The 12,292-nt window shown below is 65.8% G+C and carries 13 protein-coding genes and 1 pseudogene; 9 read left to right on the forward strand and 5 right to left on the reverse strand.

Features of this window, described 5'->3' with window-relative positions; translation table 11 throughout:
* The first annotated feature begins 167 nt into the window (after positions 1-167).
* The 7 genes from ilvN (at position 168) to CMN27_RS16915 (ending at position 6,032) form a co-directional block, all read left to right on the forward strand.
* Positions 168-692: an acetolactate synthase small subunit gene (gene ilvN, locus CMN27_RS16885; protein WP_293628363.1), complete on the forward strand. Its 525-nt coding sequence runs from the start codon at positions 168-170 to the stop codon at positions 690-692.
* A 67-nt stretch (positions 693-759) separates the two neighbouring features.
* A complete protein-coding gene (gene ilvC, locus CMN27_RS16890; protein ID WP_293628384.1) occupies positions 760-1,776 on the forward strand; it encodes a ketol-acid reductoisomerase in 1,017 nt (338 codons plus the stop codon).
* A 41-nt stretch (positions 1,777-1,817) separates the two neighbouring features.
* A complete protein-coding gene (locus CMN27_RS16895) occupies positions 1,818-2,474 on the forward strand; it encodes a hypothetical protein (protein WP_293628365.1) in 657 nt (218 codons plus the stop codon).
* Between the two features lie 92 nt (positions 2,475-2,566).
* Positions 2,567-3,334 carry a phosphatidylcholine/phosphatidylserine synthase gene (locus tag CMN27_RS16900; protein ID WP_293628367.1) on the forward strand — a complete coding sequence of 256 codons (768 nt, stop codon included), beginning with the start codon at positions 2,567-2,569 and terminating at the stop codon, positions 3,332-3,334.
* 62 nt (positions 3,335-3,396) lie between these two features.
* The gene (locus CMN27_RS16905) at positions 3,397-4,281 is read left to right on the forward strand and encodes a uracil-DNA glycosylase family protein (RefSeq protein WP_293628369.1); all 885 of its coding nucleotides are present in this window, start codon (positions 3,397-3,399) and stop codon (positions 4,279-4,281) included.
* Complete coding sequence (gene rimI / locus CMN27_RS16910; protein WP_293628370.1) at positions 4,278-4,745, forward strand: ribosomal protein S18-alanine N-acetyltransferase; 468 nt, start codon at positions 4,278-4,280, stop codon at positions 4,743-4,745. Before CMN27_RS16905 ends, rimI begins: the two co-directional genes overlap by 4 nt.
* A gap of 21 nt (positions 4,746-4,766) precedes the next feature.
* Entirely contained in the window at positions 4,767-6,032 is a 1,266-nt protein-coding gene (locus CMN27_RS16915; protein WP_293628371.1) for an MFS transporter, read from the forward strand.
* A 6-nt stretch (positions 6,033-6,038) separates the two neighbouring features.
* Here CMN27_RS16915 and CMN27_RS16920 read toward each other — a convergent pair whose 3' ends face one another.
* On the reverse strand, positions 6,039-6,311 hold the full coding sequence (locus tag CMN27_RS16920) for a helix-turn-helix domain-containing protein (RefSeq protein WP_366515483.1): 273 nt from the start codon (positions 6,309-6,311) through the stop codon (positions 6,039-6,041).
* A gap of 94 nt (positions 6,312-6,405) precedes the next feature.
* Here CMN27_RS16920 and CMN27_RS16925 point away from each other — a divergent pair, with 94 nt between their 5' ends.
* A complete protein-coding gene (locus CMN27_RS16925) occupies positions 6,406-6,798 on the forward strand; it encodes a RidA family protein (protein ID WP_293628372.1) in 393 nt (130 codons plus the stop codon).
* Between the two features lie 54 nt (positions 6,799-6,852).
* Here the strand turns inward: CMN27_RS16925 and CMN27_RS16930 are convergent, their stop codons facing one another.
* From CMN27_RS16930 to CMN27_RS16945, 4 genes and pseudogenes are all read right to left on the reverse strand, one after another.
* Entirely contained in the window at positions 6,853-7,413 is a 561-nt protein-coding gene (locus CMN27_RS16930; RefSeq protein WP_366515480.1) for an NUDIX domain-containing protein, read from the reverse strand.
* Positions 7,410-9,440 (reverse strand): DUF3488 and DUF4129 domain-containing transglutaminase family protein, encoded by a 2,031-nt coding sequence (locus CMN27_RS16935; RefSeq protein WP_293628376.1) that lies wholly within the window; start codon positions 9,438-9,440, stop codon positions 7,410-7,412. Before CMN27_RS16935 ends, CMN27_RS16930 begins: the two co-directional genes overlap by 4 nt.
* Positions 9,437-10,393 carry a DUF58 domain-containing protein gene (locus tag CMN27_RS16940; protein ID WP_293628378.1) on the reverse strand — a complete coding sequence of 319 codons (957 nt, stop codon included), beginning with the start codon at positions 10,391-10,393 and terminating at the stop codon, positions 9,437-9,439. Before CMN27_RS16940 ends, CMN27_RS16935 begins: the two co-directional genes overlap by 4 nt.
* 56 nt (positions 10,394-10,449) lie before the next feature.
* Positions 10,450-11,327, reverse strand: a pseudogene (locus CMN27_RS16945) (AAA family ATPase).
* Here CMN27_RS16945 and CMN27_RS16950 point away from each other — a divergent pair.
* Positions 11,244-11,441, forward strand: coding sequence for a hypothetical protein (locus CMN27_RS16950; RefSeq protein WP_293628382.1), 198 nt, complete (start codon positions 11,244-11,246; stop codon positions 11,439-11,441). The pseudogene CMN27_RS16945 and the gene CMN27_RS16950 sit on opposite strands and share 84 nt — an antisense overlap.
* Positions 11,442-12,292 lie beyond the last annotated feature (851 nt).

Consider the following 12,292-nt stretch of genomic DNA (forward strand, 5'->3'; position numbering starts at 1 on the left):
TGCACCCTATGACGGCGTGGAAAACGGGCGATTATAGCGCACAACGAGTGCGCGTCGGCGCCCGCTTTACGCAAAGCAGGGCAGCGCGGTTGCTTCGCCGGGGTATTGGGCGTATTTTGCGCCGTTTGCACGCGCGCGAAGCCGCCTGAAATCAAGGCTGGGATGGGATGAGACACGTCATATCGGTTCTGATGGCCAACGAAGCCGGCGCGCTCGTGCGCGTGGCGGGCATGTTCTCGCAGCGCGGCTTCAATATCGAAAGCCTCAACGTCGCGCCCACCGAAGACAGCGCCGTATCCCGCCTGACACTGGCTACCACCGGCACCGAAGACGTGGTCGAACAGATCAACCGTCAGCTGCTCAAGCTGGTGGACGTGATTGACGTGCTGGACATGACCGGCGATGCCCACCTGGAGCTCGAGCTGGCGCTGATCAAGGTGCGTATCAAGGACGGCGGCACGTCGATCGAGGCGCTGGCCGACCCCTACGACGTGGCCGAAATCAGCCGCGACGGCGACCTTGCCACGCTGCGCTATCTGGGCGACGGCGCGGGGCTGAATACCTTCGTGGCCACGCTTGAAGAGGCCGACGTGCTTGTCGAGCTGGCGCGCAGCGGCGCGGTCACCATGACCCCGGGCGCCGAAGGGCTGCATTATCAGGAGCCGGCGGGCGATTCCGTCGAGTATTTCTAACCCATTCAAGACATTGCGGCATTCAATTCGCCGTATTCCTTAAGAAAGCAGGAGAAAGACCTTGAGCATGAACGCGTATTACGACAAGGACGGCGACCTGTCCCTGATCCAGAGCAAGAAGGTAGCCATCATCGGCTACGGCTCGCAGGGCCACGCCCATGCCAATAACCTCAAGGACTCCGGCGTCGATGTCGTGGTCGGCCTGCGCGAAGGTTCGTCCTCGGCCAAGAAGGCCGAGAACGCCGGCCTGAAGGTCGCCAGCATCGAAGAAGCGACCGCGAGTGCGGATGTGGTCATGATCCTGACCCCGGACGAGCACCAGGTTGCGCTCTACAACGAGCAGATCGAGCCCAACATCAAGCAGGGTGCAGCCCTGGGCTTTGCCCACGGCTTCAACGTGCATTTCGAGCTGATCGAGCCGCGCGCCGATCTGGACGTGATCATGATCGCGCCCAAGGGCCCGGGCCATCTCGTGCGTGCCACCTATGAAAAGGGCGGCGGCGTGCCGAGCCTGATCGCGGTGGCCCAGGATGCTTCCGGCCAGGCCAAGGACGTGGCTCTGGCCTATGCCGTGGCCAACGGCGGCGGTCGTGCCGGCGTGATCGAAACCAGCTTCCGCGCGGAAACCGAAACCGATCTGTTCGGTGAGCAGGCCGTGCTGTGTGGCGGCACCATCGCCCTGATCCAGGCCGGTTTCGAAACGCTGGTCGAAGCCGGCTACGAGCCGGAAATGGCTTATTTCGAGTGCCTGCATGAAGTCAAGCTCATCGTGGACCTGATCTACGAGGGCGGTATCGCCAACATGCGTTACTCGATTTCCAACACCGCCGAGTACGGCGACATCACCCGCGGCCCGCGTCTGATCACCGACGAAACCAAGGCCGAAATGCGCAAGATCCTGTCGGAAATCCAGACCGGCAAGTTCGCCCGCGAATTCATCGGCGAGCACCAGGCCGGCAACCCGACGCTCAAGGCCAGCCGTCGTCTGGCTTCCGAGCACGAGATCGAGCGTGTGGGCGACAAGCTGCGCGGCATGATGCCGTGGATCGCCAAGGACAAGATCGTCGACAAGTCGCGCAACTGATCCGCGCGCTGATTCGGCCACACTGAAACGGGGTCCGGCGCATGCGGCGCAAGACGCTCTTTCATCTCGTGCCGGAAGGTTGGGCCGTACTGGTGGGCCTGGCCGCGGTGTTCTTCGTATTGAACGCCGTGGCCGGCTTCTGGGCGGCCTGTCCTGCTCTGCTCCTGATGTTGCTGGCGGTTCTGTATTTTCGCGATTCGCCGCGTAACGTTCCGGCCGAACCGCTGGCGATCATCGCGCCGGTCGACGGCAAGGTGATCCATCGGCGCGAATGCTACGACCCGTTTCTGGATCGCGAAGCCATCCGGCTGTCGCTGCGGGTCGGCCTGCTTGCCAATTATCTGATCCGTTCGCCGGTCGAGGGCACCGTGGTGGAGCTCTCCGGCGAGGCGGTCGAGAATCTCGACGGCTGTGCCTCCTATATCCGCACCGACGAAGGCGACCATGTCGTCATGGTGATTCGCGAGGGTCGGCTATTCGGTCTGCGACCCTGCCGGGGTAATTACGGCGAGCGCGTGGGCCAGGGCCGCTGTTGCGGCATGCGCCGCCTCGCGCGGCGGGTCGATCTGTACCTGCCGGTCAATTCCCGGGTGGAGGTCGAACTGGGCGATTCCGTGCGCGGCGGTGCCTGCGTGCTGGCCAAGCTCGTGCACAAGCCCAACGCCCAGCGCGACCCGGATGAAAATGCGGCCGCGTAGTCATTGCCCAGCGGGCGATTGCAGCCGCAAAGCCGCGATTGTCGAGCTTGCCGGCTATAGGTCTGGGCGCCGCTGTGCTTTAGACTTGCCCCATGAGTGATACCGAATCCGAGCGGGACAGCCGCCGCAAGCGGGGCATCTATCTGCTGCCCAACCTGTTTACCACCGGCACCCTGTTCGCCGGCTTCTATTCGATCATCGCGGCCACCCAGGGCCGCTTCGTGGTCGCGGGCGTGGCGATCTTCGTTGCCATGCTCACCGACATGCTCGACGGGCGTGTCGCGCGCATGACCCATACCGAAAGCGATTTCGGTATCCAGTACGACAGCCTTGCCGACCTCGTGTCTTTCGGGCTGGCCTCGGGTTTTCTCGCCTACGTATACAGCCTGGAAAGCCTGGCCTACTACAGCAATGTGGCCGGCAAGCTCGGCTGGCTGGCGGCGTTTTTCTATACCGCGGCCGCCGCGCTGCGCCTGGCGCGTTTCAACATCACCCGTGGCGGTGCCACGGAAAAGAAGATCTTTCTCGGCCTGCCGAGCCCGGCGGCTGCCGGCCTGCTGGTGGGCTTCATCTGGGCTAGCGCCGACTTCGGTATCGACGGCAGCACCCTGGTCATTCCAGTGTTGGCGCTGACCATCGCTGCCGGGGCGTTGATGGTGTCGAACGTGCGCTATGCCAGCTTCAAGGATCTGGATTTCGGCGAGCGGGTACCGTTTCGCTACATTCTGATCATGCTGATCGTGTTCGTGGCGATCGTGATCGACCCGGCGCGTATCCTGTTTCTCGGCTTTTTGATCTATGCACTGTCCGGCCCGGTACAGGCACTGCGTCGCAACCGGCGCCGCAAGAAGTCGGCCTGAACACGGCAGTGATCGGCATCGATCGGATCGAATAATCATTGGATTGAAGCCAGGAGCGCGCCATGACGCCCGGCGATCGTAAACGCATGCTGGATGCCCTGGGGCTGGTCGACTGGCAGCCCCGCGCCGACCGCATGCCCGCGGGCGCCGGTGCGAAACGGGTCGCCGTCGCGCACGAGACGGCTCATACGCCAGCCGAGGATGCGCCGCCGGTCGTACCCGAAGCGGCGGCGCCGGCCCCGCAAGAAACCGCCCCGAAGCCACCGGTTGCCACCACGCGAGAAGCCCCGGCGGCTGCCCATGCGACGGCTGGCGACGATGGACACGACACGCTCGACGTCATGGTGGACATGCCGGCCGGCGACGCCGGCGCAGAGAACGCCGCGGACGACGTGTCCCGGATGGGCTGGGAAGAACTCGAGGCCTGGCTGGCGGGGCGCGATCATCGCGGTGCGACCCGGCCCGTGTTCGGCATCGGCGCGCGCGATGCGGATGTGCTGATCGTGGGTGAGGCGCCGGGTGCGAACGAGGATGCCCAGGGTGTACCGTTCGTCGGGCGTGCCGGCAAGCTGCTCGATCGCATGCTTGCCGCGATCGGCTGCTCGCGGGATACGAACGTCTATATCACCAATATCTGCAAGTTCCGGCCACCCAACAACCGCGACCCGAACGCCGACGAGGTGGCTGCCGACTGGCCCGTACTCGAACGCCAGATCGAGCTGATGGACCCCAAGCTCGTGGTCGCCGTCGGCCGCGTGGCCGCCCAGACGCTGCTCGCCAGCAAGCAGAGCCTGGGCAAGCTGCGCGGCACGCTGCATCGCTACCCGCGTCGCGAACTGGACGTGCTGGTGACCTATCACCCGGCGTTTCTGTTGCGTAGCCCGGGACAGAAGGCCAAGGCCTGGGTCGATCTCAAGCAGATCGCCCGGCGGATCAGCGAAAAATGAGCGTCGAGCCGCGCGAGCTGGTCGAGGTGCGCGCCATGCGTTCGCGCGACGTGCCGGCGGTGCTGGAAATCGAACAGCTCTCCTACGGCTACCCCTGGAGCGAGCGGATATTTCACGATTGTCTGCGCGTAGGCTATCGCGGCTGGGTCGCCACCGATCTGAACGCGCGGGTGCTCGGCTATACGTTGCTGTCGGTCGCGGTGGGCGAGGCCCATGTCCTCAACCTCTGCGTGGCCCCGGATGCACGCGGTCACGGCGTGGCCGATCGCCTGCTGGATGCGCTGATCGCGCGGGCCGCTCATGAAAACGCCGAGCGTGTGCTGCTCGAAGTCCGCCCCTCCAACAAGGCCGCACGGCGGCTCTATAAACGCCGCGGTTTTCAACGCATTGCCACGCGTCCGGGCTACTATCCATCGCCGGAGGGGCGTGAAGACGCCTTGCTGCTCGAACTGGCGCTCGTCTAACCGCAACCGGACTCTCAAGTAATGATCGAATCGCGCGGCCGCCGGGCGCGGCTTGGCTGGGCCTTTTACGACTGGGCCAATTCGGCGTTCGCGACCACCGTCGTGGCCGGTTTCTTTCCCATCTTCTTCAAAAGCTACTGGAGTTCGGGTCACCCGGCCGAAACCAGCACCCTGCAGCTGGGTGTGGGCAGCGCCCTGGCCAGCCTCGTGGTGCTGTTCCTGGCGCCGCTGCTGGGCGCGGTAGCCGACCGTAGCCGGCGCAAGAAACCCTGGCTCGCGGTCGCCACGGCCGTCGCCGTGGCGGCCACCGCGGGCCTGTTCTTCGTGGGCGAAGGGCAGTGGCTGTTTGCGCTTACGCTGTTCGTGATCGCCTCGGCCGCCTTTTTCCTCGCCATGGTGTTCTACGACAGTCTGATTGTGGACGTGGCCAGCCCCGCGGACTACGACCGCGTCTCGGCGCTGGGCTACGGGCTGGGTTATCTCGGCGGCGGGCTGCTGCTGGCGGTGAACGTGGCGATGACGCTGTGGCCGGACGTCTTCGGCCTGGCCGACCGTGCCGCGGCCGTACGCTGGGCGTTCATGAGCGTGGCCGTGTGGTGGGCGTTGTTTTCCCTGCCGGTGTTCCTTTGGGTGGACGAAGCGCGCGAGCACGATACCCCCGGTGCCGGCCAGGCCATGCGTGAAGGCCTGGCCGAGCTGCGCCGTACCGCAGGGCGGATCTTTTCCGAAAAACCGGTGTTCACCTTTCTGATCGCCTACTGGCTGTATATCGACGGCGTGCACACCATCATCCGTATGGCGGTGGATTTCGGCCTCAACCTCGGCTTTGGCGAAACGAGCCTGATCACCGCGCTGCTGCTCGTGCAGTTCATCGGCTTCCCGGCGGCGGTCGCATTCGGCTGGCTGGCCTCGCGCTGGGATACCAAGAAGGCGATCTATCTGGGACTCGCGGTCTATACCGCGGTGACCGCCTGGGGCTATTTCCTGGCCCATGAATGGCAGTTCTATGTCATGGCCATGGTGATCGGCCTGGTGCAGGGCGGAGTGCAATCGCTGTCGCGCTCCTATTTCGCGCGCCTGATCCCCGAAGGTCGGGCCGGCGAGTACTTCGGTATCTACAACATGATGGGCAAGTTCGCCGCCGTGATCGGCCCGCTGCTGGTCGGCGTCACGGCCGCCGCCACCGGCAGCGCACGCCTGTCGATTCTGTCGGTGTTGATTCTGTTCGTGGCCGGCGGCTGGCTGCTTACCCGGGTCGATGCGCGCCAGGCCCCCGCTGCCGCCTGATACGGCTCAACTGGGCCGCCGGCTGGGGTGCGGGCGGCGCGTATCGCCGGCGTCGCCCGCGCGCCAGCGTTGCGGGCTTTGTCCCGACCAGCGTGTAAAGCTGCGCGAGAACGCGCTGTGCTCGGAATAACCCAGCAGCTGAGCGACATCCGCCACGGTCAGGCGAGGATCGCGTAGATAGGTCGTTGCCAGTTGGTAACGTACATCTGCCAGCTCGTCACGATAACGGCTGCCCGACTCGCGCAGCCGTCGTTGCAACGTGCGCGCGCTGATACACAGGCCATGGGCCCGCGCAGGCCGTCCTGCTTGACCTGATGTTTGGTTGAGGTCTTAGCCTGGCGCATTCCATGAATACAAACGCGCTGGAAAACCGATGGACAAACAATACAGCCCCTGGAACCGTGACCTGTTCGCCGATTGCGCCGTCTGCAACATCGGCGCCGCCGACATGATCTTCGTGTCCGGCATGGGGTCGGAAGACGTCGACACCGGGGAAACGCTTTACCCCGGCGATATCGAGGCCCAGGCACGCTATGCCTACGATCGGATCGTGACCATTCTGGAAAACAACGATTCCGGGCTTGACGAAGTGGCGCGGGTGGTGGCTTACCTCACCGACATGCGCCACAAGGACGTCTACGAGCGGGTGCAGGGCGAATACTTCGCGGGCCTGAAGATGCCGGTCCATTCGCTGGTGCAAGTCAGCGCGCTGGCCTGGCCGGACATGCTCGTGGAAGTGGAAGTCACCGCCGTGCATCCGCACTGAGCGGCCCATGCCGTATTGCCCGCGCCGAACACCGCATCGGCGCGGCGCAGCAGGTCAGGGCTGATCGGGCGGTCTGTTCATCCAGGCTTTCACCGCCGCGGGTAACTCGCGCGGCTGGGGATCGTAGCCCTGCGACCGCAGCCAGTCGCGTACCGCGAGGCCCGTGCCACCGGGCCAGAACTCGGCCTCGGCTTTTTCTACATGGAAATAGTCGACCAGTTCCGGGTCGAGGGTGATTTCGCCCTCGCCGATCAGGTGATAGGCCAGCAGCAGCTGGTTCTTGCGGGCAAAGCCGTAGGCGCCGACGAAGCTCGTAATCCGTGTCTGGATGCCGAGTTCTTCGGCCACTTCGCGCACGATGCCTTCTGCCGGCGTTTCGCGCGGTTCCAGAAAACCGGTGACCAGGCCATACATACCCTCCGGCCAGAGGGCGTTGCGCGCAAAGACGAGCTTGCCTTCATGCTCGACGATGCCGGCGACGACCGGTACGGGGTTATCCCAGAACACATGGCCGCAGCGATCGTCGGAACAGACCAGACGCTCGAAATCGTTGACTTCGCGGCATACGAGCGGGCTTGCGCAGACAGGGCAGAAGCGGCGGGGATCGGTCATCATGGATTCCTTGCAAGACGGCTTTGTCGCCCCGGTTTGCCGGGCCGGAATGACCGCGCGGCAGCGATGAAGGCCGCACGATCGGCCGGCTGGCTCGCATGTTCCGGCGCATAGCGCAGCCGCGTGTACTGGGCCGCGAGTGATTGCAGATCATCGGCCAGGTCGGTGCGTAACGCGGCGATGCGATCGGCATAGGCCCGCGCACCTTCATCGCCACGGCGCGGATAGCCGATACGGGTCAGCCGGGCACAGACAGCGCGCCAGGCGGCGACCACGGCGTCCGTATCTGTAACACGACGGCCGCGCCAGGCGATACCGACCGATACCAGCGCCAGCAGTGCGACCACGCCGGCGGTCAGCGCCAGTAGCGGTTTGCCCCAGCCGCCGCCGAGGCCAAGCAGATCGAGCATGCGCTGCTGCAGTTGGGGGCCGTAGGCCAGAAACCAGCGATTCCAGCCGGCGTTGATGCCGTCCCAGAGCATCTGCACGCGATACCAGGCATCGCCGCTGGCACGCGCCATATAGGGCAACGACGCGCGGTCGTCGATCGAGGCGGCCACGCCGGCTTCGATACGCCCGGGGGCAACCGCGGCCGTGGGGTCGACACGAACCCAGCCGCGCCCGGCCAGCCAGACTTCCGACCAGGCATGCGCATCGGAATTGCGTACCAGCCAGTAATCGCCGACCGTCGCTCTCTCGGCGCCCTGATAGCCGGTGACCACCCGGGCCGGCACGCCGGCGGCGCGCATGAGAAAAGTGAACGCGCCGGCGTAGTGTTCGCAAAAGCCGGCCAGGGTGTCGAACAGGAAGTCGTCGACGCTGGCGTTATCGCGGGTCGCCGGCGGGCTGAGCGTATAGCGATAAGGCTGTTGGCGAAAACGCCGTAATGCCGCGTCGACGATCTCGGCCGGCTCGCGGTAGCGGGCATGCCAACGCCTGGCCAGCTCGCGTGCCCGCGGATTGCCTTCGACCGGCAGCAGCAGCGCGCGTCGGCGTGTACGCGCATCCAGATCGCCATCGAGCACGCCGCCGACGATGGAAGTCGTGCGATAGCGCATGCGCTCGTTGACGTCGTCCTCCGCCGTGAGCGTGGCGCCGGCGTCGAGCCGGCTTGGCGTATCGGCGGCCAGCGGCACATCGAGTGCGATCAGCCAGTCGTGGCGGGTGGGCTCGAGGGTAATATCCACCGACTGGCGGCTGCCCGTGTCGGGCATGAGCCGGGCCGGCGGCAGACGCCGGTCGGCATCGTTACGTGACCAGGTACGCCCGTCGAAGTCCCAGAGCACCGGCCCGCGCCAGTAGCGCTGGGCCGGCGGTACCGGGCCGTCGATGAACCGAACGCGCAGGGCGACGCCGCCATCCAGGGCAAGGTTGGTAAGGCTGCCCGGCGACATGCTTTCGGACAGGCCGGTACGGGCCTGGGCGCCGGCATCCGAGGGCAGCCCCCAGATAGGCCCCGGAATACGCGGAAACAACACGAACAGCAGCACCGCAACGGGCAGCGCCTGGGCCAGCAGCTTCGCGCTTTCACCCAGGGTCGAGCGCGGCGTGCCGGCGCTGGCGACATCCACGAAGGCGGCGATCAGCACCCAGCTGCCCACCACCAGATACAGCGCCATCGCCAGGCTCTGCGAAAACAGGAACTGGGTGGCCAGCAGAAAACAGGTCAATGACAGAAACACCATCGCATCGCGATGGCTGCGGATCTCGCAGAGTTTGAGGGCGAGCAGCAGCACCAGCAGGGACACGCCCGCCTCCTGGCCGTTGACGCGCCCGAAGCCGGCAAATACGGCGCCGAAGGCTGCCGCGGCAAGCACGAACCGCAGCCAGCGGCCGGGCAGCGGCCACTCGCGCAGGGCGCCAACGAACTGCCAGGCCATGATCGGCACGGCGAGCGCAAGCACCCAGATCGGCAGATGCAGGGCATGCGGAATGGCGACCAGGCTCAAACAGACCACCAGCCGCAGGCGCTGGCTGGCATCCGGTGCGTTGGAGAACTCGCTCGCGGCCGTGGTGGCTGATCGGCTCATGCCAGGGCCAGCGCGCGCAGGCAGGCCAGCCGATGGGCCGGGCCTTGATCGGGACCGAGGCGTTGCGAGTCGACCTGGAGGCCATAGGCAACGCCGCTGCGTTCGGCCACCACCACCCAGCGGGCAAGCTGCGACAAACGTGCTTCGCGATCGGCCGTGCCCAGCTGGTCTTCGGCCAGCCACACGGCTTCGCTCTGTCGGTCGGCGTATTCGCGCATACGCAGATCGTCGCTGCGCGCGCTGGCCTTCCAGTCGATATGCCGGGGCGAATCACCCGGGACGTAGTCGCGATGGCCCAGGAACTCGTCCGTGCCCTTGCGGGCGAGCCGTCGGGTCGAGCTTGTATCGCCCGCGCCGCGCGGCAACCGGTCGTGGCCGGCGCAGCGCGGATAAACGATCACCTGTGTATTCGGCTGCAGCCAGGTCCAGGCCCGGAACAGCCCGACCGGGTAGATGCTTTCGATACGCAGGCGCGGGCAGGCGCAGCGACCGCGGGCGGTAGCGATCTGTTCGATCGTCACGATCCGGCTTTCCCCCGGCGCGATATCGACCTGGCCGGTCGCGCCGCGGCCATCGGCGCTGACCCGCAGCGCACGGCGGCGGCGCCCGCCGCTGGCCTCGAGGGTGAGCTCGAATGTGAGCGTATCGCCGGCGAACACCGGCGCGGCATGGATCGCTCGCAGGCGCAGGCCCACCAGATTGGCGTGGGCATGGTGCATGGATACGAGCGCGACGGCGGCCAGCCAGAAGGTCAGCGCAAAGGCGAGGCTGTTGCTGTAGTTGGTCGCGCCCAGCAGCATGACCAGCAGCAGCACGGCGAAGACCACGCCGTTGCGCGTGGGCAGGATATACACCCGCCGTCGCGATACGCGTAGCGGCAGGCCGCGCGGCGGATTGCGTCGCTCGATAAAGCGCGTGCGCAGATCGCGCGCATGACGGCGAAGCGCGGCCATGTTCAGTCCTCGCCGGCCCGTGCCAACGCCGAAAAGCCGCCGACGCCTATCACGCGCTAGATGACCCCGACCTGTTCGCGCATCAGCGTCGACGCCCGGCCTTCGCCGGCATCGCGGCGGGTCAGGCGATGATCGACCACCGCCGGCAATACGGCCTGAATGTCTTCCGGCATGACGTAATCGCGTGCATCCTGCAGCGCCCAGGCCTGCGCGGCTCGGCGCAGCGCCAGCCCCGCGCGCGGCGACAGGCCCTGTTCGAACACGCCGCGGCGTCGGCTGAACTCGATCAGCTCGAGCAGATAATCGAGCACCGCGTCGCGGGTATGCACGGCACGGACCGCGGCCTGCCAGGCGCCCAGCTGGGCGGCATCGGCCACGGGCGCGATCGCGGCGGTGCTGTCGCGCTCGCCCGCCAGCAAACGACGTTCGGCGGTGCGCGGCGGGTAGCCCACTTCGATACGCATTAAGAAGCGGTCGAGCTGGCTGTCCGGCAGGGCGAACGTGCCGCTCTGGTCGAGCGGGTTCTGGGTGGCGATGACCGTGAACGGCTGCGGCAATGCCCGGGTACGCCCCTCGACGGTGACCTGGCGCTCGGCCATGGCCTCGAGCAGCGCGCTTTGCGTACGCGGACTGGCACGGTTGATTTCGTCGGCCAGTACGAGCTGGGCGAAGATCGGCCCCGCGTTGAAGGTGAAGGCCGCCTCGCCGCGGTCGTAGACCGATACGCCGAGAATATCGCTGGGCATGAGATCGCTGGTGAACTGGATCCGCGCAAAGCGCAGCCCCGCGCATCGGCGAGGCCGTGGGCGAGGGTGGTCTTGCCGACCCCCGGCACGTCTTCGATAAGCAGATGTCCATCGGCCAGCAGGCAGGCCAGGGCCAGACGAATCCGATCGTCCTTGCCGAATACCCGGGTGGCGACCGCGCTGCGCACGTCGGCAAGCCGGTGGGCGATATCGGCAGTCTGGCCCGGGGTGGGCGCAGGGGCGGCAGCGTCGGCTGGCACAGTCGGCGACATGGGCGAACAGGGCTCGAAAAGGCGCAATGAAATTCAGACTACCGAATAAGCGCGCATCGCGACATGATCGGCACACGCGCTGGCGTTATTTTATCGATTACGCGAAGTCACCCCGGCGCGATGCGGGCCGCGCAGGACAATTGAGCCCGCCAGGCGCATGAAGACAGATCCTGGGCCAGGCGCGATTCGCGCTCAGCAGGCATGCATCAGAGCAGGGCGCGTTGACCGGTCGCGGACCTGGCGTTCTTCTAATCCGTTGAATCTGCGTAATCTGTGGTTGCCTTCAACGAACGAAGCGCAGCCCTGCTGCCCAAGCCGTCGTCGATTCGCGTTTATTCGCGTTCATTCGCGGACCGGTTCTTTCTTGGAAAGCAGTACCCACAGATTCCGCAGACGAAGCAGATTATGTGCCAGGTGTATTCGTACTCAGGTGGCGCTCGACTGACGCGAGCTGATTGATCTTGCGATAGAGGGCGCAGGTTGTCCGCAAATTAACGCCAACAAGGCAGAAGACCAACGCCTCTCAGGGCCGGGATGGGTGGTTCGAGGCGCATACCGACTGTTTTCGAAGCACCGGGAAATCCTGCGCTGGACGCGATTCGGTCGACTTCGCGGTCGGCTCGCGCCTAGGGAAGCGCTGCATAACCTCTCGCGGATCGCGTTCGCCCTGAAAAGACTTTCAAGGTCACAGACGTTGCGACAAGGCGTCCGAGCGCAGCGCCTGCCTCATTGGCAGATCAAGCTCGGCAACGCCGTCGCGGCGTCTGTGAGGCCGAACCCCGCAGGGGCCGCCGGCTTTGCGCGCGCTTGATCGGCGTCAGTGTTCGCTACCGTGCCACTTGTTATTGGCTTGGGCACGCTACGCTCTCACTTGCTTGTCA

Source organism: Salinisphaera sp. (genome assembly GCF_002729955.1).
GTDB lineage: Bacteria > Pseudomonadota > Gammaproteobacteria > Nevskiales > Salinisphaeraceae > Salinisphaera.